This window comes from Catenulispora sp. GAS73, from assembly GCF_041262085.1.
In the GTDB taxonomy this organism is placed as follows: domain Bacteria; phylum Actinomycetota; class Actinomycetes; order Streptomycetales; family Catenulisporaceae; genus Catenulispora.
Genome location: NZ_JBGCCM010000013.1, coordinates 241,288 through 260,960 on the forward strand (window position 1 = coordinate 241,288; position 19,673 = coordinate 260,960).

16 protein-coding genes are annotated in these 19,673 nt (G+C 70.9%); 10 read left to right on the top strand and 6 right to left on the bottom strand.

Features of this window, described 5'->3' with window-relative positions:
• The first annotated feature begins 131 nt into the window (after positions 1-131).
• Positions 132-527, top strand: coding sequence for a hypothetical protein (locus tag ABH935_RS21460; protein WP_370379690.1), 396 nt, complete (start codon positions 132-134; stop codon positions 525-527).
• A gap of 34 nt (positions 528-561) precedes the next feature.
• On the opposite strand, the gene ABH935_RS21465 is transcribed toward ABH935_RS21460, so the two are convergent.
• The gene (locus ABH935_RS21465) at positions 562-1,815 is read right to left on the bottom strand and encodes a glycosyltransferase (RefSeq protein WP_370379691.1); all 1,254 of its coding nucleotides are present in this window, start codon (positions 1,813-1,815) and stop codon (positions 562-564) included.
• Between the two features lie 77 nt (positions 1,816-1,892).
• Positions 1,893-2,759, bottom strand: coding sequence for a glycosyltransferase family 2 protein (locus ABH935_RS21470; protein ID WP_370379692.1), 867 nt, complete (start codon positions 2,757-2,759; stop codon positions 1,893-1,895).
• 73 nt (positions 2,760-2,832) lie between these two features.
• Between ABH935_RS21470 and ABH935_RS21475 the strand changes: the two genes are divergently transcribed.
• Complete coding sequence (locus ABH935_RS21475; protein ID WP_370379693.1) at positions 2,833-3,933, top strand: glycosyltransferase family 4 protein; 1,101 nt, start codon at positions 2,833-2,835, stop codon at positions 3,931-3,933.
• Positions 3,917-4,897 carry a glycosyltransferase family 2 protein gene (locus tag ABH935_RS21480; RefSeq protein WP_370379694.1) on the top strand — a complete coding sequence of 327 codons (981 nt, stop codon included), beginning with the start codon at positions 3,917-3,919 and terminating at the stop codon, positions 4,895-4,897. Before ABH935_RS21475 ends, ABH935_RS21480 begins: the two co-directional genes overlap by 17 nt.
• 3 nt (positions 4,898-4,900) lie before the next feature.
• Here the strand turns inward: ABH935_RS21480 and ABH935_RS21485 are convergent, their stop codons facing one another.
• The 4 genes from ABH935_RS21485 to ABH935_RS21500 form a co-directional block, all read right to left on the bottom strand.
• The gene (locus ABH935_RS21485; RefSeq protein ID WP_370379695.1) at positions 4,901-5,653 is read right to left on the bottom strand and encodes a PHP domain-containing protein; all 753 of its coding nucleotides are present in this window, start codon (positions 5,651-5,653) and stop codon (positions 4,901-4,903) included.
• The gene (locus tag ABH935_RS21490) at positions 5,650-6,801 is read right to left on the bottom strand and encodes an ATP-grasp domain-containing protein (RefSeq protein WP_370379696.1); all 1,152 of its coding nucleotides are present in this window, start codon (positions 6,799-6,801) and stop codon (positions 5,650-5,652) included. Before ABH935_RS21490 ends, ABH935_RS21485 begins: the two co-directional genes overlap by 4 nt.
• Positions 6,802-7,138: 337 nt before the next feature.
• On the bottom strand, positions 7,139-7,810 hold the full coding sequence (locus ABH935_RS21495) for a polysaccharide deacetylase family protein (protein WP_370379697.1): 672 nt from the start codon (positions 7,808-7,810) through the stop codon (positions 7,139-7,141).
• Positions 7,807-8,601 carry a glycosyltransferase family 2 protein gene (locus ABH935_RS21500; RefSeq protein ID WP_370379698.1) on the bottom strand — a complete coding sequence of 265 codons (795 nt, stop codon included), beginning with the start codon at positions 8,599-8,601 and terminating at the stop codon, positions 7,807-7,809. The genes ABH935_RS21495 and ABH935_RS21500 overlap by 4 nt, the downstream gene beginning before the upstream one ends.
• Positions 8,602-9,086: 485 nt before the next feature.
• On the opposite strand from ABH935_RS21500, the gene ABH935_RS21505 reads away from it, so the two are divergent.
• The 7 genes from ABH935_RS21505 to ABH935_RS21535 all read left to right on the top strand — a co-directional run bounded on the left by ABH935_RS21505 (position 9,087) and on the right by ABH935_RS21535 (position 19,669).
• Positions 9,087-10,478 carry a sugar transferase gene (locus ABH935_RS21505; RefSeq protein WP_370379699.1) on the top strand — a complete coding sequence of 464 codons (1,392 nt, stop codon included), beginning with the start codon at positions 9,087-9,089 and terminating at the stop codon, positions 10,476-10,478.
• Between the two features lies 1 nt (position 10,479).
• The gene (locus tag ABH935_RS21510; RefSeq protein WP_370379700.1) at positions 10,480-11,556 is read left to right on the top strand and encodes a Gfo/Idh/MocA family protein; all 1,077 of its coding nucleotides are present in this window, start codon (positions 10,480-10,482) and stop codon (positions 11,554-11,556) included.
• Positions 11,553-12,647: an NAD-dependent epimerase/dehydratase family protein gene (locus ABH935_RS21515; RefSeq protein ID WP_370379701.1), complete on the top strand. Its 1,095-nt coding sequence runs from the start codon at positions 11,553-11,555 to the stop codon at positions 12,645-12,647. Before ABH935_RS21510 ends, ABH935_RS21515 begins: the two co-directional genes overlap by 4 nt.
• Before the next feature lie 104 nt (positions 12,648-12,751).
• Positions 12,752-13,867, top strand: a complete 1,116-nt coding sequence (locus ABH935_RS21520; RefSeq protein WP_370379719.1) for a DegT/DnrJ/EryC1/StrS family aminotransferase — start codon at positions 12,752-12,754, stop codon at positions 13,865-13,867.
• Positions 13,860-14,537: a NeuD/PglB/VioB family sugar acetyltransferase gene (locus ABH935_RS21525; protein ID WP_370379702.1), complete on the top strand. Its 678-nt coding sequence runs from the start codon at positions 13,860-13,862 to the stop codon at positions 14,535-14,537. The genes ABH935_RS21520 and ABH935_RS21525 overlap by 8 nt, the downstream gene beginning before the upstream one ends.
• A 130-nt stretch (positions 14,538-14,667) precedes the next feature.
• A complete protein-coding gene (locus tag ABH935_RS21530; protein ID WP_370379703.1) occupies positions 14,668-15,786 on the top strand; it encodes a DegT/DnrJ/EryC1/StrS family aminotransferase in 1,119 nt (372 codons plus the stop codon).
• Positions 15,787-15,889: 103 nt separating this feature from the next.
• Positions 15,890-19,669, top strand: coding sequence for a DUF4082 domain-containing protein (locus tag ABH935_RS21535; protein ID WP_370379704.1), 3,780 nt, complete (start codon positions 15,890-15,892; stop codon positions 19,667-19,669).
• Positions 19,670-19,673 lie beyond the last annotated feature (4 nt).

A 19,673-nucleotide genomic window follows, 5' to 3' on the forward strand; every position in this document is an offset into this window, starting at 1 on the left:
TACCGGGTATTGATATACGAGTACTGATGTCTGGCGCTCAGGTGGCGCGGGGCCGGTGATCTGAGAGTTCATCTCGCGATCACCGGCCCGTTTTTGCTGCGACGCCGCTGGGACGCCTGTACGGTGGCGCGGTGACTGCGATGCTGCTGCCGCGGGAGAACGCGCGGTTCGTGCTGGGTCCCCTGCCGTTGCTGGTCGTGGGAGCGGCGCCGGGGGTGCACGGGGAGTTGCCCGCTCTGGTCGCGCCGGAGGGGCGGGTGCCGGTGTGCGACGGGTGGCAACTGATGGCCGGGCTGACCGTGTGTGTGCTCGACGGGCCGAGCGGTGGGTGCCTGATACCCACGTTGGCGGAGACCGGGGACGTCGACGGGATGGTCGCCTGGTGTGACGCCGTCGCGCAGAGCGGCGGCGGGGTGGTGGTCTCGCTGCCGGAGATTCCTGAGGACTTCGACTGGGACGAGATCTTCGGGGGCGGCCGGGCCCGGGGTGGATTCGTGCGAGGCATGGAGTTGGAAGAGGCCGAGTGAGGCCTCTTCCAACTGGGGCTCTCTGTCGGCCCGGTCAGGGTCGCGCGGGGGATACCGCCTCGATGTAGCGGGGTGCGTGGCGCGGCCAGGAGAGATGCGCCTCGAAAGTGGCACGGGCCGCCGCCGCGATCTCGGCGCGGCCGGCCGGGGCGTCCTTGAGGAGCGTGGCCAGGGCGTCGGCGAAGGAGCGGATCGTCATGTCAGCGGCCTCGTAGGCGTGGCCGTCGGTGAGGCGGACGTTCTCGCGCAGCGGCCGCAGGGCGATCGGGATGCCGCGGGCCATCGCGTGGGTGACCTTGTTCATCGCGCAGAAGTGGTTGAACGGGTTGTCGGGGTCGGGTACGGCCATCGCGTCGATGCGCCCGAGGAAGGTGTCGACGGCGCCGGGGCCGAGCCAGCCGTGGAAGGTCACCAGCGAGTCCAGGCCCAGGCGGGTGGCGTGCGCGCGGGCCGCCGGCAGGGCGGGGCCGTCGCCGGCGACCTCGACACGGAAGCCGGTGGCGCCGTCGGAACGCAGGAGGGCGACGGCGTCGAGGAGGTCGGTGAGGCCGTCTTGTTCACCGATGACGCCGAGGTAGCCGATGACGAGGTCGGGCGGCGCGGCTGAGGCGGCTGAGGCGGCGGAGAGGTCAGCGTCGGCTGCGTCAGCCTCGACCGGTGCGGTCAGATTGCCCGGCGCTCCGGTCTCGCCCTCATCCCGCTCGGCGGGCACCTCCGCCGTGCGGATGATGATCGCGTCCCGGCCGTACCGCTCCAGAATCCGGGCCCGCTGTTCCTCACTAGGGGTTATCACCACATCGGCCGTCGTGATCATGCGCCGCTCGGCCGCGAGGAACATCGGCGTCAGCCTGCTGAACCCGGCGCGCGACTCCGCCAGCACCGGCACCACGTCGCGCTGGTCGTACACCGTCCGGATCCCCTTGCGGCGGGCCCACCAGGCCAGCGGGAACAGCAGGTCCGGGGGGTTGCCGATCTGCAGCATGCGGCGGCCGCCCCGGGAGCCGCGCAGCGCACTCCGCGCCGCCTTCGCCGCCGCGGAGGCGGTCCAGAAGCCTTCGGCCGCCGTGGCCAGCGCTCCCTGCCCCTCGAACGAGCGGAACCGGATCACGTCGATGCCGTCGATCCGTTCCCGGCCCGGCCGGCGCCCGCGGATCGCCGGGCACACCACGCTCACCCGCGCGCCGTCGTCCCGCAACGCAAGGGCCTGAGACCACGCGCGCTGGTCGTCGGGCACCGGAAGATTCAGCAGTACCAGCACAGCGTGCGGTGTTCGGATACGTTCCGTCATGGTTTCCCCACCCCCTGTCGGCGGACGCTACCCAAGAATCAGAAACCTGACACTTTGATCAAGCTCCCGGGCCGGGATCACGCTCCCCGGCTCGTGTCGTCGCGCTGCCAGGTCTTGAAGTCCCTCGCACGCACCGCCCGCCGAGCGCGTATTTTGGTCGCGACTGTGAGCGCGAGGAACCACACGACCTTGGGCCCGTCGCGGACCGGCGAAGCCGAGGCGATCGCCCGCAGATCGGACAGCGACGTGCGCGCCGACCCCGACGCCGAGGCGAGTTCCGGATCGTCCGCGGCCTGAAGGGTCGAGACCAGCGCCCGGGTGCGGATCTTGAGCAGCGCGCCGGCGGTGCGCGGCGGATGAACGACCACCGACGCCTCCGGCACCACCCGCCGCTGCTCCGGCTCGAAGAGCAGCGAGGCCGCGAGGTCGTCGCCGAGCAGCGGCGGCAGCGCGCGCAGCCGCTCCCAGCCCTCGTGCGAGACCCCGACCACGCCGCGCCCGAACAGCCCCTCGCGCACCACCGGCAGCTCGTCCCACACGTCGTAGAACCACCGCACGGTCCACGGCAGCCCCTCGGGGGGCATCGCCCGCGACGGTCCGGCCGCCAGGACGCCGGGATCGTCGAACACGGCGGCCAGGGCGCGCACGTCCTGCGACCCGAGCTCGACGTCCGCGTCCACATACAGCCGCGGAAAGCCTTCGGCGTGCTCGTCCGCGAGCCGCATGGCGGCGTGCTTGTTCGCCTGCGGAGTAATCAGCACCTTGACGTCGGCGAACGTCCCGGCGATCTCCGCCGTGTCGTCCGTGCAGCCGTTGGCGACGACCCAGATCTCGAATTCACCCGGCGCGGCTCCGGCCAGAAGTCTGCTGAGCAGACGTCCGACCACGCTCGCCTCGTTGTGCGCGGGGATGACCACTGACACCACGATTGCCCAGTATCGCATCGGAATCCGCACGCGTCCTGTCAGGGTTCTAATGCTCTTGTGGGGTTGTTCCCGACTTTGCGAGCATGGCCGCGTGACGGACAGCCGGATTCTGGTCCTGGTGTCGGCGGGCTGGTTCCCGCCGTTTCTCGAAGAAGTCGCCGAACAGGCGAAGGCAGGGGAGCGCCCGAAGGTTTGGCTTTACGACCTGCCGTACGACCTGACGGTTCTGGACCAGCGGTTCGTGACCGGCCCGTCGAAGATCCGGAGGATGGTCTACGGCAAGCTGCCGCTTCCGTTGGCCTTCGCCGCCGAGGCGTTCCGCGTGCGCAAGAAGTACGACGCGATCTTCGCCTGGGGCGCCGAGGCCGCGAGCCTGCCACTGGCTCTGGCACTGCGCTTCACCGGCCGACGGAAGCGGACGCCGCTCGTCGTCCTCTACAGCTGGATCTCCTCCGGGGCAAAGGCGAAGCTGCTGCGCCATGCGTGGCCGGGCATCAGGACCCTGGTTCTCCCGCCAACGGCGCAGGCCGAGTTCGCGGTCAAGCAGCTCGGGGTCCCCGCGGACCGGATCGTCTCGCCGAAATGGGTCGTGGACACCGAGTTCTTCGACCCCGCCCTGGCCAAGCCGGACCCGGACGACCCGGACGCCGTCATGATCTGCTCCGCCGGCCGGGAGATGCGCGACTTCGCCACGCTGATCGCCGCCCTGGACGGGACCGGCGTCCGCTGCCACATCGCCGGGTCGCTGGTCGCCGGGATGGACGACCGCTGGCGCGCCGAGCTCGGCGACCGCGGCGAACGCGTCGGGCTCCCGGACGGCGTCACGTTCGGACCGCTGACGCCGGTGGAGATGCGCGATCTGTACGCGCGCTCGCGCTTCGTCGTCTTGCCGCTGCACCCCAGCGACACGGACAACGGCATCAGCTGCATGATCGAGGCCTTCTCGATGGGCCGCGCGGTGGTGTGCACACGGGTCGACGGCCAGCGGGACGCGCTGGAAGAAGGAGTCAACGGCGCGTTCGTGCCGGCGCACGACGCCGCGGCGCTGCGTGCGGAGATCCTGGAGCTGATCGCCGATCCGCAGCGGTCGGAGGCGATGGGGCACCAGGCGCGGCAGTTGGCTGAGACGGAATTCGGGATGGCCCGGTGGGTCGCGGCGTTGACGGAGGTGCTTGATGCAGTCGTCCGATGAGGACCTGCCCCAGGGTTCAGGTTCAGGGGAACCGGCCGGCGGCGGTGAGGACTTGCCCGGGGCGGTGCTGATCGTGGTCACGTGGAACAGCGCCGACGTGCTGCCGGGCCTGCTGGACTCGCTGGAGTCCGGGATGAGCGGGCTGCGCTGGCAGCTGGTGGTCGCCGACAACGACTCCGCCGACGGTACGGCCGATCTGGTGCGGACCACGGCGCCCGACGCCCTCGTCGTACAGACCGGCCGCAACGCCGGCTACTCCGCGGCGATCAACGCGGCGCTGGACGCCGTCAGCCCGCTGGACAAGAGGACGGACGCGGTCCTGGTCTGCAACCCGGACATCCGGATGCGGCCGGGATGCGGCGCGGCATTGGTGCGCGGCTTGGAGCGCCCGGGCACGGGGATCACGGCACCGACGCTGTTCGACGGTACCGGACGGATGATCAGGACCCTGCGCCGCGAGCCGAATCCATTGCGGCTGCTGGGAGAGATGGTCCTGGGTGCGCACCGCTCGGGGCGCTTCGCGGCGCTCGGCGAGCAGGTCGCGGATCCCCAGGCGTACCAGGGCCCGACTCGTGCCGATTGGGTGGCCGGGTCGCTGATGGCGCTGTCGCGGGAGTGCGTCGAGGTGTGCGGGCCGTGGGATGAGTACTTCTTTCTCTATTCAGAGGAGACGGAGTACGCCCTGCGGGCGCGGTCGCACGGACTCGCGACGCGGTTGGCGCCGGACGCGGTCGCGGTGCACCTGGAGGGCGAGTCCACGGTCTCGCCGAAGCTGTGGACGCTGCTCACGCTGAACCGGGTGCGGCTCTACCAGCGGACGCACGGAGCCCCGGCGGTGGCGGCTTTCTGGGGCGCGTTGCTGTTGCGCGAGTCGTCGCGCGCGCTGCTGGGGCGCGCGAGTAGTCGTGCGGCGGTGCGGGCGTTGGTGAGCCCGGCTCGGATGCGGGCCAAGCCGGGGCCGTGACGCCTATCTCCTCGTGTTCAGCGCGGCCCGGACGGTTCGGGCCGCGACGGCGCGGGCGGCTTCGGCGGCGGCCAGGGCTATTCCGCCGACGCCCGACGTCAGCCGCAGCGCCGACCGGCTGAACGCCAGCGGCTCGAACCGCCCGTCGCGCAGCGCGTCCTCCACGGTCACGCGCGTCGCCGGCCCGCTGAGCGTCAGCTCCATCGCCAGCGGGAAGAACTGCCGGGCGCTGTGGAAGTCCAGCGCCACGAACGGCGGCAGACCCAGCCGCTCCGCGTACGCGCGGGCCTGGCGGTTCGGCGCCCAGCCGTCGTACTTGCGGTTCCAGATCTCGACCGCGGTCAGGTCCTTGGCCCACGCCGGGTCGAAGCGGCGCCAGGCGTTGCGACGCCAGGGGTGCGCGAAGACGGCGACGCCGTCCGCCTCGCGGGTGTGCGCCAGAACGTCGGCGATGTCCGGGGTCTGGCTCAGGAACGGGACGTCGCCCCAGACCGGGATGTGGACGACGTTGTCGGCGTCGTTGTACTCCAGCCCCGGTACGACCAGGACGCCGTTTCCGGAGGCCGCCGCGCAGGCCTCGACGTACTCCTGCCACTTGTCCTCGGTGAAGGTGCGGCTGTGCTCGCACATCAGCAGGACGTTGCGGCCGCGCTTGCGGAACGCGGCGGCCAGGCGGTCCAGCGGCCACGAGGCGTCGTCGGACCATTCGGAGTGGATGTGCGCCACCGCGCGGACCGTGGTCACAGGGCTGGTCACGAAGCTCTCCGTCTCATCCGAGCAGCCTGGGTGGCGAGCGTGGACCACGTATCCCGCCAGAACACGCGCCGCTCGCCGGCGCGCAGGTTGTACCAACGGTCGGCGCGCGTGGGCCGCAGGGCAGCCAGCGTCGCTGCGCGCCTGGGCCAGGGGCCCGGGTGGTCCTTCATCGGGCCGCGCATCACGGCGGCGAGGTGGATCAGCTCGCGGCCGAGGTGGCGGCAGACGATGTGCGGCGGCTCGGGGTCCGGCGCCTCGGGGACGAACGCCGGGTCGAGCGCTTGCCGCACGGCCCACGCCGGGTAGTCGAAGCCGCGGCGGACGGCCAGCGCCATGCTGCCCCACGGGCGGCCGTTGACCTCCATGAACCACGGCGTGCCGTCGGCGTCGCGGAGGAGTTCGAGCATGAACATGCCGCGCCAGCCGACGGAGGCCAGGAGCTTCTCGGTGCACTGGCGCAGTTCGTCGTCGACCGCGATGGAGCGGCACGCGCTGGAGGCCGAGCCGCGCGGGTCGGTCATCCGGACGCGGCGGTGGCCGCTCCAGGCGCGGACGCCGTCGGGCGTCGCGAAGCCGAAGACCCCCTCGCCGACGCCGGTGAGGAGCTGCTGGACCAGGACGGGACCGGCCAGCTCCGCGGTGGCGGCTTCGACGTCGGCCTCGGTGGCGGCGGCGCGACCGCCGGGGCGGATCAGCTTGTCGTCCTGCTCGATCGCGGCCATCGCGGCTTTGACGATCCATGGGCCGTCCGGAGTGCGGGCCGGAACCGCGAACCCGGCCCCGGCGGCCGCCTCGACCTGCAGGCGCTTGTCGAGCGCGAAATCGGCGGCCTTCCCGGTGGCGCCGGCGACGCGCAGCCCGGTCCGGTCGGCGACCCAGACGGCCAGATCGTCGAGCGGCATGAGCACCGAGGCGCCGAGGCGGTGCGCGGCGTTGACGACGTCGGCGACACAGGCCGCGGCATCGTCCTCCGGCGCGGTGACCGGCACGACGCGCACCCGGCGCGACGCGGCCAGCGCCGGCGACGTGCCGCGCCGCGCGAAGGCGAAGACCTCGTGGCCGGCGTCGGCGAGGGACCAGGCGGACTCGATCGCCGCGAAGGCGTCGGCGAAACCGATGAGGACGCGGGTGGGGGAGGCGGCGGTCATGCGGGGCGGCTCGCTTTCACGGCGGGGTGGCCGGCGCGGGCCACGCGGCCGGAAGCAGCGGGACTGGTGGCGAGCAGGCGGTTCGTCACTGCGGCGGGGGTCGGGTGCGCGCCCGGGCTCGAAGCGGCGCGCTCGATGGTCAGCGAGCGGTCAACCGCTGTCGCCGGACCGCGGCGGCACTCACAAGCCTCAGTGGCAATAGAGGGCTTTCTCTTCGCAATTAAATGTCTTTCAGCAGCACCGGATTTGAGATTGGGCTTGAGCCTCACGGCGACGTTTTCACGCCAATCGGCCGCAGCGAGCGCGCCGATGATTGCGGTGCGGCAGCCGCGACCCCTCATCGCCAAGCCTTAGCCATCAGCCACGCGCGATCCACCGCGCGGCCGCCGGCCGGGCGCGGTGCCAGCATTCGCGTGCGCACCGTTTCGGGGGTGTCATCAGCCTCGACGCTGTAGCGCGGCTGCAGCCAGTTCCCGCTGTGCGCGGGGCGGGCGTCGCTGGTGAACACCGTGCGGTAGCCCGCCGTGCGCAGTGCCTGCAAGACCTTGCGGTCGTAGGCGCCGAACGGGCACGCCGCCGTGTCGACCGGGCGGCCCGCGGCCTCGGCGATGCGCGCGCGTGCGTCCTGCAGTTCCGCGTTCTGGTCTGCCGGCGGGACTTTCGTCCAGGGGCGGTGCGCCGCGCCGTGGGTGCCGATGGTCATGCCCGCGTCGGCCAGGGCCTGGACTTCGTCGTGGTCCAGGTTGCCGGGGGTGCCGAGGCGGTCGGCGATCGGGAAGAAGTCGGCGGTGAGGCCGCGTTCTCGCAGCGCCGGCAGGGCTATCGCCGCGTCGGAGGCGTTGCCGTCGTCGAAGCTCAGGCGGACGTTGGGCTGTTCCGCGCAGAGGTCCAGGACGCGCAGGAACGCCGACTCCGTCACCCAGTAGCGGTGCTCGTCCGGTTCGCGTTCCGGGCCGTTCGGCGTGCCGATTCCGTGGAACGAGATGTTCCGCAGCTCTGTCCCGCTCATTCGCCCTCCCCGGCCGGCTGGGGGGCCGGCGTGCCCTGGTGGTGCTGGATGCCGTTCAGCTGCGCGTCCTTGTTCTCGGACTGCGTCTCGTCGTTCTTCTTGTCCTTGTCCCACTGCGTGTAGAAGCTCGACGGGTTCACCAGGTAGCGAACCGTGGGAGTCGGCAGGTGTGTGATGCGGTGGCGGCGCGTGAAGCGGTACATCATCTCCCAGTCCTCGCGCGGGAGCAGGCCGATGGGCCGCGGCATCCGGCTGAAGGTCAGGGCCCTGCTGCGGACCGCGACGAAGGCGTTGCAGTCGAGGAACGAGTCCCACGACGCACGCTTGCGATCGAAGGGCACTGACAAGACGTCCAGATCCGACCCGTCCGGCAGCACCCGGTGCAAGGCGGTGTACACGCCGGACAGCCGAGGCGAGTCCATGAGGGTTTTCACTGTCAGGGCCAGGTGGTCCGGCTCCCACGTGTTGTCGTCGTCCAGGAACGCCACATAGCGCGACTCGGTCAGCCGCATCCCGACGTTCCGGACCAAGCCGAGTACATGTGAGTTCTCTGACAGTGACACCGTGCGAAGCCGTGGATCCGCAGGTAGCCGCGCCGCCTCCAACCCGCCGCCGCCGTCGTCCACGACGACGACCACGAAGTCCGACCAGGTCTGCGCCAGAACCGAGGCCACCGCGGCGGAAAGGCCCTCCGGCCGTTTGTAGGTCGGGATCACCACGGCGACCCGGGCGGACAAAAGCGGCGCTTCGCTCCGCAGGCGCCGTACTTCACGATCTTCGAAGCCGCGCATGCGTAGCACACTCGGCCATTTCATGGTTCTGTTCCGCCACTCGAAGATGACTTGCCAGCCAATGAGCCTGTTCAGTGCGTCTTTGCTCCAACGCAGCGCGTTACGCGCCATCCCTTTCCCCCCAACCCACCGGCCTCGCGAGGCTTCGGTGGTTGTCCCACAGGCGACCATGTTTGGACACAGTACGTATAACAGCAGAACGACGCTAAGTGTTAGCCATGATATCTCTCCATGACATCTCGCGCGAAGTATCACAGGACCACTAGCATGCTTCACGTTCGACGGTGTTCGGGCAGTTACGCAACGGTCATGGCCGGGGGAAGTGCGGGGCGGGCGGCGTTAGGCGGTGCGATGAGATTCCGTGGGGGGATTTCGGCATGGCGGTCGGGTCAGGCGTGGAGAGTCAGGTCGTGCGGCGGCTACAGCCGGCGCGAACCTGGACCATGAGATACGGCAGGCGCGCCGGTACGGCGCTCCTGGTAGCGATGGATTGGACATGCGCGATCGCGGCCACTTGGTTCGCGGTGCCGGTCCAGGAGCAGTGGCCGGCGCTGGTCGCCGTGCCTGTGGCATGGGTCGGCGCGTCCAGTGCGCACCGGCTGTACGAGCGGCGGCACGTGGGGCCGGGCACCGAGGAGTACCACCGGATCCTCAGGGCCTGTCTCGCGGCGATGGCCGCTCTGGCGGCGTTGTGTGCGCTGGTGGCACGCAACGACCGGCTTCTGCGCGGGCTGCTCGTGGCAGTCCCGACCGCGGCGGTGGGTTCGCTGTTGGCCCGCAGGGCGTTCCGCGCCATGCAGGCCCGGCATCCCGGGCTGTCGTCGCGGCCGGCGCTGTTGGTCGGCAGCACGATTCAGTGCTCTGCGATGGCGGCGATCCTGCGGCGAGAACGCTCGTCGCTGCGCGCGGTCGCCGCGCTGGAGGTGGCGGGCCCCGGACAGGGCCCGTTGTCGCAACCGTCGGGCTCGGTCCCACCGAGTCCGCAGGACCCGTTGGACCCGCTCAACGTGGGCACGCTGACCGCGCACGGCGGTCCCAGCGACGCCGAGCAGGTCGCGACGGCTTTGCAGGTGACCGGATGCGAGGTCGTGGTGCTCATGCCCGGCCCGCACCTCGGAGCGGCGGCGCTCAGCGGGCTGGGCTGGCGCCTGGCGAACCAGGGTGTGGACATCCTGGTCGCCCCGTTCCTCAGTGAGATCTCGCCGGCGCGGCTGGCGGTCCGGCGAGACGGCGGCGTGCCGCTGTTCCACGTCCGAGCGCCGCGGTTGTCGCGCGGGGCGCGGGTCCCGAAGGAGATCAGCGAGCGGGTGATGGCGGCCATCGGCATCCTGCTGCTCTCGCCCATCTTCCTGGCGGTGTCGCTGGCGATCATGTTCGGCGACGGGCGTCCGATCTACTTCCGGCAGGTGCGTGTGGGCCTGCGCGGAGAGCACTTCGTCCTGTTCAAGTTCCGCACCATGTCCACCAACGCCGCGGCGGCGAAGCAGGAGCTCGCGCACCTGAACGTGAACTCCGACGGCTTGCTGTTCAAGGCGCGGCGGGACCCGCGGGTGACGAAGGTCGGCGCCGTGCTGCGCCGGTACTCGCTGGACGAGCTCCCGCAGCTGCTCAACGTGGTGCGCGGCGACATGTCCCTGGTCGGGCCACGTCCGCCGCTGCCGGAAGAGGCGGCGAAGTACAGCGAGGAGGTCCGGCGCCGGCTGCTGGTCAAGCCGGGCCTGACCGGGCTGTGGCAGGTGAGCGGCCGCTCCGATCTGGCGTGGGCGGACGCGGTGCGGCTGGACCTGGGATACGTCGAGAACTGGTCGCTGGGCCTGGATGCGGAGATCTTGCTGCGCACCGGCTCGGCGGTCGTCAAGGGCAAAGGAGCTTACTGAGATGTCGGGGGGATCGCCGGCCGCTGAGCGGCCGGGTATCGCGGTGGTCGGTGCCGGGTATTGGGGACCGAACCTCGTGCGGAACTTCATGGCCTCGCCGGACTGGGACCTGCGTTGGCTGGTCGATCTGGACACCGAGCGGGCCCGCAAGGTCGCGGCGCCGTACGCGAGTGTCCAAGTCACCGGCGCGTTGGCCGAGGCGCTGGCCGACCCGCAGGTCTTGGCGGTGGCGATCGCGACGCCGGCGCGCACGCACCGGGACGTCGCGCTGGCCGCGCTGCGGTCGGGGCGGCACGTCTTGGTCGAGAAGCCGCTGGCCGCCACCGAGGCCGAGGGCGCCGAACTGGTCGCCGAGGCCGCGAAGCGCGACCTGGTGCTGATGTGCGACCACACCTACTGCTACACCCCGGCCGCCCTGGCCATCAGGGAGTTGATCCACTCGGGCGAGCTCGGCGAGGTGCACTTCGTCGACTCGGTGCGGATCAACCTGGGGCTCATCCAGCCGGACGTCGACGTGTTGTGGGACCTGGCTCCGCACGACCTGTCGATCCTGGACTTCATCCTCCCGCCCGGTGTGAAGCCGGTGGCGGTGGCCGCGACCGGCGCCGACCCGATAGGGGCCGGCCGCACCTGCGTGGCGTACCTGACGCTGGCGCTGTCCTCCGGCGCGATCGCGCACGGCCACGTGAACTGGCTGTCCCCGAGCAAGGTGCGCACCACCATCGTCGGCGGCTCCAAGCGCACCCTGGTCTGGGACGACATGAACCCCGCACAGCGGGTCAGCGTCTTCGACCGCGGAGTGGACCTGGCGACGCCGGAGGAGCTCGGCGCGGACCAGCGGCGCGCGGCCCTGGTGTCGTACCGGATCGGCGACATGGTCGCCCCGGCCCTGAACGAGCGGGAGGCGCTGGCGGCGGCGGTCGAGGAGTTCGCTCGCGCCGTGCGCACCGGCACGCCGGCGGCCACCGACGGCCGCGCGGGTCTGCGGGTCCTGCGCATCCTTGAGGCCGCCTCGCGCAGCCTCGCCGAGAACGGAGCCCTCGTGGCTGTGAGCGACGACGCCTTGGAGGGCGAATGAACGACACGGTTCCCACCGGCGCGGCGGTCGACCTGGCCGGCAGCCGCGCGCTGGTCACCGGCGGGGCCGGAACGATCGGCTCGCACGTCGTGGACCGGCTGCTGGACGCCGGCTGCGCGTCGGTGGTCGTGCTGGACAACTTCGTGCGCGGCCGCCGGGCCAACCTGGCGACGGCCCTGCCGAGCGGCCGGGTGCGGATCGTCGAGGGCGACATCGGGGACTGGGGCCTGCTCGCGGAGCTGACCGCGGGCACGGACGTGGTGTTCCACCTGGCGGCGATCCGGATCACGCAGTGCGCCGAGGAGCCGCGGCTGGCCAACGAGGTGTTGGTGGACGGCACGTTCAACGTGCTGGAGGCCGCCGCGGCGGCCGGGGTGAAGAAGGTTGTGGCGTCGTCGTCGGCCTCGGTCTACGGACTGGCCGAGCGTTTCCCGACCGACGAACGCCACCACCCCTACAACAACGACACGTTCTACGGTGCGGCGAAGGCCTTCAACGAGGCGATGCTCCGCAGCTTCAAGAGCATGTACGGGCTCGACTATGTGGCGCTGCGCTACTTCAACGTCTACGGCCCGCGCATGGACATCCACGGCCTCTACACCGAGGTCCTGATCCGCTGGATGGAGCGCATCGTCTCGGGAACGCCGCCGCTGATCCTCGGCGACGGTACGCAGACGATGGACTTCGTGCACGTCGCGGACATCGCGCGGGCTAACGTGCTGGCCGCAGCGTCGGACCTCACCGACGAGGTGTTCAACATCGCATGCGGCGTCGAGACCAGCCTGAACGACCTGGCGAAGACGCTGCTGGAGGTCATGGGCTCGGATCTGCCGGTGGAGTACGGGCCGCCGCGCGCGGTCAACGGCGTCACCCGGCGCCTGGCCGACACCTCGCAGGCCGAGGCACGGCTGGGCTTCAAGGCCGAGATGGGGCTGCGCGAAGGCCTCGCGGACCTGGTCGAGTGGTGGCGAACTGAGCAGTTCCAGCCGGATCAGTCGCAGCCGGTGTCCGGTGTGGCCGCGGCGGCCTCGCGGGCTGCGGCGGCGGCCAAGTCCGGGTCCGGGGCCGCGGTCGAAGGAGCCTCTTCGTGAGCGCGACGCTGGACGGTCCCGTGGCTGCCGTGGCCCCGACGGCCTCGGCGGCCCCCGCGACCGCGGAAGCCGCCGAGAGCGCGGACCTGACGCGGATCCCGGTGATGATCCCGTGGCTCGGCGAGGAGGAGGCCGAGGCGGCGGCTGAGGCCGTGCGCTCCGGCTGGGTCGCGCAGGGCCCGCGGGTCGCGGAGTTCGAGCGGGCCTTCGCCGCGGAGGTTGGCGCGGCGCACGGCGTCGCTGTGAGCTCCGGGACCACCGCGCTGCACCTCGGCCTGGTGGCGCTCGGCGTCAAGGCCGGCGACGAGGTCGTGGTGCCGTCGCTGTCGTTCATCGCGACCGCGAACGCGGCACGGTATGTCGGCGCCACTCCGGTGTTCGCCGACGTGGATCCGGTGACTGGGAATCTGACCCCTGAGACGATCACCGCCGTCCTGACGCCCAGGACGCGCGCCGTGATTCTGGTGCACCAGGGCGGGGTCCCGGCGGATCTGGACGCCTTGCGCGGGCTGTGCGCGGACCGCGGTCTCGCACTGCTGGAGGACGCGGCATGCGCGGCCGGCGTGCGGTACCGGGACCAGCCGGTCGGCGCCGGCGCGCAGGTGGCCGCCTGGTCGTTCCACCCGCGCAAGCTGCTCACCACCGGTGAGGGCGGCATGGTCACCACCGACGACGCCGAGTTCGCCGCGCGGATGCGGCGGCTGCGCGAGCACGGGATGAACGTCTCGGCCGCGGACCGGCACGCCAGTACCAAGCCGGTGCTGGAGGCGTATCTGGAGACCGGCTTCAACTACCGGATGACCGACATCCAGGCCGCCGTCGGGCTGGTGCAGCTGCGGAAACTGGCCCCGACGGTCGCCGAGCGGCGCCGGCTCGCCGCGCGGTACCAGCGCGAGCTGGCCGATATCAAGGGCCTGACGCCGGTGACGGACCCCGAATACGGGCAGACCAACTACCAGTCGTTCTGGGTGCACCTGGACGAGCGGTTCCCGGTCACCCGCGACGATCTGCTGCTCCGGCTCTCGGACGCCGGGGTGTCCGCGCGCCGCGGCATCATGGCCGCGCACCTGGAGCCCGCGTACGCGGACGTCAGCACGCCGCGGCTGCCCGCCACCGAGGACCTGAGCCTGAACTCGTTGATCCTGCCGGTGTTCCACGGCATGACCGACGGCCAGCAGGACCGCGTGGTAGCCGTGCTGAAGGGGCTGGGCGGTGACTGAACTACGGATCGCGATAGCCGGAGCGGGTGGTTTCGGCCGGGAGACGGCTGACGCCGTGCGTGATCTGTATCCGGGCTCCGACGTGTTCGCCGGGTTCCTCGACGACGCGAATCCCGGGCTGCTCATCGCCGACCAGGTGCTGGGTCCGGTCGATCTGGTGCGCGAGCTGCCGGGCGTGCGGCTCGTGGTCTGCGTCGGCAACCCGCGCAACTACTTCGCGCGGGCCGAGATCGTCGAGCGGCTCGGGCTGCCCGAGCGCCGGTACGCCACGGTCGTCCACCCCTTCGCGCAGGTGTCGCGGAGCTCGACGGTCGGCGCCGGATCGGTGCTCCTGGCCGGGGTGGTCCTGACCGCTGACGCCACGATCAGCCGGCATGTGGCCGTTATGCCGCACGCCGTGGTGACCCACGACGTCGTGGTCCGGGACTTCGCGACCCTGGCCTCCGGGGTGAAGCTCGGCGGCGGCGTGGTGGTCGACGAGGGCGCCTACATCGGGGCCGGGGCGATGGTCCGGGAGGGCGTGCACATCGGCGCCTGGTCGCAGGTCGGTATGGGATCCGTGGTGCTCCGCGACGTCCCGGAGGGCGAGGTGTGGGTCGGGAATCCGGCCCGCAAACTGCGGGATGTCCGGCGCCCCGAGCCTTTAGCGCACCGAGCCGCACTCCGGTGAGCGCGGCGAAAGGAGACGGCGAGGGTCAAGGCAGATGCCCTCGCCGCTGTCGTCATAGCACCACCGCCTGTCATCGATCACTCACCCACCGCGCCGGGCAGCGCGGTGTCACCGACCGGAGGAGCCATCCATGAGCCCGCGCATACCCCTGGTCGACCTGGCCGCCGCGCACGCGGAGATCGCGCACGCGGTCCAGGCCGGGTTCGCCGAGGTGCTGGCCACCACGGGATTCGTCGGCGGTCCGCAGGTGGCGGCGTTCGAGCGCGAGTACGCGGCGTTCGGCGGCGTCCGGCACTGCGTCGGCGTGGCCAACGGCACCGACGCGGTGGAGCTGTCGCTGCGGGCGGTCGGCGTCGTCCCGGGCGATGAGGTGATCGTCCCGGCGAACACCTTCGCCGCGACCGCCGGCGCGGTGGCCAGGATCGGCGCCAAGCCGGTGTTCGTGGACTGCGATCCGGTCAGCTGCCTGATCGACGTCCCCGCCGCGCTGGCCGCGATCCGGCCGGCCACCAAGGCGATCGTGCCGGTCCATCTCTACGGACAGCTGGCACCGGTCGAGGAACTGCTCGCCGGTCTGGCCGGCAGTGACGTCCGAGTCGTCGAGGACGCCGCCCAGTGCCAGGGCGCCAGCCGCCTGGGCCGGACGCCCGGTTCGGGGCCCGGGGCGATCGCCGCGACGAGCTTCTACCCGGGCAAGAACCTCGGCGCGTACGGGGACGGGGGCGCGGTCCTCACCGACGACGAGGAGCTGGCCGAGACGGTGCGCAAGCTGGGCAGCCACGGCGGCCTGGTGAAGTACGCGCACGACATCGCGGGCGTCAACAGCCGGCTCGACGCGCTGCAGGCCGTGGTCCTGCGGGCCAAGCTGCGCCGGCTCCCGGAGTGGAACGCCGCACGCCAGGCCGCGGCGGCGTACTACGACAAGCTGCTCGCGGACGTCGAGGACGTCACGCTGCCGGCCGTGTTGCCGGGCAACGAGCACGTCTGGCACTTGTACACAGTCCAGGTCCCCGCGCGCGACGCGGTCCTGGCCGGCCTGGAGGCCGAGGGCATCGGCGCGGGGATCCACTACCCGGTGCCACTCCACCGGACCGGCGCGTTCGCCACCGACGCGTCGTTCCCGCACGCCGAACACGTCGCGGCGCACACGCTCTCCCTGCCGCTGCACCCGCACCTGATGCGGGAGCAGCAGGAGACCGTCGTCGCCGCCCTGGCCCGGGCGCTCTCAGCGCACCAGAGCCGTTCGTAGCAAACCAGAGCACTTCGAACGAGGTTGCCGAACGATGTCGCACAAAATTTTCAGAGGGCTGAAAAAGCCTGTATACGCCGCCGTAGCGGCGGCGGTCGCCTCTGTGGTGACGGTGTGGGGCGCGGCCGTGCCGGCCCATGCCTCGACGTGTTCCAACGCGGTGGCGTGTGAGAACCAGCAGACCTCCGGTGTGGAGGATCTGACGGACGGCGCCGGGAACCTGGCGACGTACACCAGTGCCTACGGAGACATCCAAGGGTTCACCAACAGCGAGAGCGTCCTGCCCGGCGGCACGATCACCTTGAAGGTGGAGTCGCCGACGAAGTACGCGGTCGAGGTTGACCGGCTGGGGTACTACGCGGGCAAGGGCTCCCGGATGATGTCCTGGAGCATGAACACCTCGACCGGCACATACCCGGCCGACTACGGCAGCACCCTGCCGGCGTGTGACTCCGACAAGTCCACCGGCTTGGTGGACTGCGGCAACTGGCCGACCACCGTGTCGATCCAGGTGCCGTCCACCGCGGTGTCCGGGGTCTACATCGTGGCACTGGAGCAGTGGGACAGCACCGACGCGCTGATCGGCTACATGCCGGTGCCGGTGGTGGTCCGGGAGCCGGACAGCGCCTCGCACCACAGCGACATCGTGGTGCAGACCTCCGACCAGACCTGGCAGGCCTACAACACCTTCGGCGGCCAGGACGTGTACGTCGGCAACGGCCCGGCGCCGGACGGACGCGCCTACCGCGTCAGCTACAACCGGCCGCTGCCGGACATCGGCCAGAACGGGATCTTCGGCTCGGAGTTCTCGCTGATCTACTGGCTGGAGGAGAACGGCTACGACGTCAGCTACATCTCCGGCATCGACGCCACGACGGATGCGCAGTCGGTGAGCAACCACAAGGTGTTCATCTCCTCCGGCCACGACGAGTACTGGAACCAGGCTCAGTGGAACAACGTCATGGCGGCGCGCCACGCGGGCCAGAACCAGATCTTCATGTCGGGCAACGAGGTGTTCTGGCGGACCCGGATGGAGAACAGCATCGACGGGTCGAACACGCCGAACCGGACCATGACGACCTACAAGATGACGAAGCTGTACGGGACCACCCCGGTGGACGGAGTCCCAGACCCGACAGGGCAGTGGACCGGAACCTGGATGGACGCGCACGGCTTAGGGTCAGGCGCGGCACCCGAGGACCAGTTGACCGGCACGTTGTTCTCGGTCAACGCGAACCAGTACTCGCCGATCACGTTCTCGTCGCAGTTCTCGAACTTGCGAGTCTGGCGGAACACGACGGTCGCGAGCCTCATGAGCGGTTCGGAGAGCACGCCCTACGGTCTGCTCGGCTACGAGTGGGACTCGGACTACGCCGACTCCACCCGGCCGCCCGGTGAGATCGACCTGTCCTCGACGACGCTGACTGTGGACCAGCTCCGCACGGACTACGGCAACAGCTACTCGACCGGGCAGGCCACGCACAGTCTGGTGGAGTTCCGCGACCAGACCTCGCACGCGCTGGTGTTCGGCACGGCCACGGTCCAGTGGGCCTGGGGCCTGAACAACCTGCACACCGACAACACCGGTGTCGCCAACCCGCCGAACCCGCCCAACCAGAGCACCACGGCGGACCGCGACGTCCAGCAGGCGACCATGAACATGCTCTCCGACGAGGGCGTGCAGCCGACCAGCCCGCAGACCGGGCTGGTCGTCGGGACGCCGCTGCCGGCCGGGACCACCGGTCCGGCCACGGTTGTGACCGCACCGGCTTCCGGCACCACGGTGCAGGTGCTCAAGCCGCTGACGGCCACCGGCACCGCGGCGCCGACGGCCGGGACCGTGGTGGCTCGGGTCGAGGTCTCCGTGGACGGCGGCACCACGTGGAACGCCGCCAGCACGACGCACACCGCCGGCGGCTCGGTGTCCTGGAGCTACGCCTGGACGCCGACCACGATGGGCAGCGCGACCATCCAGGTGCGGTCCGAGGACGACAACGCGGACATCGGAGCCACGCAGTCGGTCACACTGACCATCGGGCCGCAGATCTGCCCCTGTGTGATCTTCCCGTCCACGGCCTCGCCGGCGCATCCGGACAGCGGGGACGGCTCGTCGGTGGAGATCGGGACGAAGTTCAAGACCTCGACCGCCGGCAAGATCACCGGCGTCCGGTTCTACCAGAGCCCGGCGAACACCGGCTCCCACGTGGCGAGCCTGTGGACCTCGAACGGGATCCTGCTCGGGTCCACCCCGGCCTCGACGGCGACGGTGACCCAGCCCGGCTGGCAGACCTTGAACTTCACCACTCCGGTGTCGATCAAGGCCAACGCGACGTACGTCGTGTCGTACCACGCGCCGGTCGGGCACTACGCGGCCGACGCCGGGTACTTCACGAACGCCGGGGCCGGCGCGCCGCCGATCCAGGCGCAGCAGTCGTCGTCGTCCGGCGGGAACGGCGTCTACGCCTACGCGGCGTCGACTTCCTTCCCGAACAACTCCTACAACGACACCAACTACTGGGTGGACCCGGTGTTCGACAACACCGGGATCCCGACCACGCCGCCGACCGTGACCTCGACCTCGCCGGGGTCGGGGGCGACCGCGGTGTCTCCGACGACGCAGGTGACCGCGTCGTTCAGCGCGGCCATGGACCCGACGACGGCGACCTTCACCGTGAAGGACGGGACGGGGACCGCGGTGCCCGGGTCCGTGAGCTACACGGCGGCGACGAACACGATCGTGTTCACGCCGGACAGCCCGCTGGGGCTGAGCACCGGGTACACGGCGTCGATCCAGGCGGACGACGCGTACGGGAACGCGATGACGGCTCCGGTGACATGGTCGTTCACCACGGCCGCCACGATGCCGGCGCCGGCGTGCCCGTGCACGCTGTGGCCGTCGTCCACGGTGCCCACGACCGGGGACTCCGGGGACGGGAACTCGGTGGAGCTCGGGGTGAAGTTCTCGTCGTCGCTGGCGGGGAACGTGACCGGGCTGCGGTTCTATAAGAGTGCTGCGAACACCGGCACGCACACCGGGACGCTGTGGAGCGCCACCGGACAGCAGCTGGCGACGGGCACGTTCACCGGGGAGAGCGCTTCGGGGTGGCAGACCCTGTCGTTCTCGACGCCGGTGTCGATCGCGGCGAACACGACGTACGTGGTCTCGTACCACGCTCCCGTCGGGCACTACGCGGCGGACGCGGGGTACTTCACCAACCAGCACACGTACTATCCGCTGACCGCGCCGGGCACTTCCAACGGCCTGTACTCCTACGGGTCGACGACCACGTTCCCGACGAACACCTACAACGCCACGAACTACTGGGTGGATCCGGTGTTCCAGACGACGGCGCCGGCCGCGAGCCCGGCCGCGACGCCGCTGAAGAGCCCGAGCATGCGGGTGAGCGGTACCCGGACGGCGGGGGCGACGGGGACCGCGGTGGTTCCGACGCTCGCGGGCAACCGGCTCGCGCTGCGCGTGGACCCGGTGATGGACCCGGCGCATCCGATCACGACGGTGCTTCCCCCGACGGCCGATCCGGCGTCGGTGAAGATGACCGTGGTGACGGCGGCGCCGGTGCCGGGGCAGGAGTGGTCGGCGGGGACGAACATGCCGGGGTACGTGACGTTCGATCCGGCGACGCATGTGGTGGCGTTCCATCCCTACGGGCTGCTGCCGCGGAACGCGTCGTACCGGGTGACGGTGAACGTGAACGTCGACAACGACGATCCGACGCCGCCGCTGACGTGGGTGATCCAGCCGACCATCGTGGCCGGCGGGACGCCGCACGTACCGGGCTCGGGGACGCCGCTGGGGGTGGCGCCGGGCGTGTTGCCGTCGCCTTCCTACGGGAGCCGGAGTAACAAGCCGGGGATTCGGTAGGGCT

Excerpts from the sequence above, each read along its gene's own strand:
- ABH935_RS21465 (WP_370379691.1), bottom strand. The coding sequence starts at position 1,815 with ATGACGGAACGTATCCGAACACCGCACGCTGTGCTGGTACTGCTGAAT.
- ABH935_RS21500 (WP_370379698.1), bottom strand. The coding sequence starts at position 8,601 with ATGCGCGGCTTCGAAGATCGTGAAGTACGGCGCCTGCGGAGCGAAGCG.
- ABH935_RS21530 (WP_370379703.1), top strand. The coding sequence starts at position 14,668 with ATGAGCCCGCGCATACCCCTGGTCGACCTGGCCGCCGCGCACGCGGAG.
- ABH935_RS21510 (WP_370379700.1), top strand. The coding sequence starts at position 10,480 with ATGTCGGGGGGATCGCCGGCCGCTGAGCGGCCGGGTATCGCGGTGGTC.
- ABH935_RS21490 (WP_370379696.1), bottom strand. The coding sequence starts at position 6,801 with ATGACCGCCGCCTCCCCCACCCGCGTCCTCATCGGTTTCGCCGACGCC.
- ABH935_RS21495 (WP_370379697.1), bottom strand. The coding sequence starts at position 7,810 with ATGAGCGGGACAGAGCTGCGGAACATCTCGTTCCACGGAATCGGCACG.
- ABH935_RS21470 (WP_370379692.1), bottom strand. The coding sequence starts at position 2,759 with ATGCGATACTGGGCAATCGTGGTGTCAGTGGTCATCCCCGCGCACAAC.
- ABH935_RS21480 (WP_370379694.1), top strand. The coding sequence starts at position 3,917 with ATGCAGTCGTCCGATGAGGACCTGCCCCAGGGTTCAGGTTCAGGGGAA.
- ABH935_RS21520 (WP_370379719.1), top strand. The coding sequence starts at position 12,752 with ATGATCCCGTGGCTCGGCGAGGAGGAGGCCGAGGCGGCGGCTGAGGCC.
- ABH935_RS21505 (WP_370379699.1), top strand. The coding sequence starts at position 9,087 with ATGGATTGGACATGCGCGATCGCGGCCACTTGGTTCGCGGTGCCGGTC.
- ABH935_RS21515 (WP_370379701.1), top strand. The coding sequence starts at position 11,553 with ATGAACGACACGGTTCCCACCGGCGCGGCGGTCGACCTGGCCGGCAGC.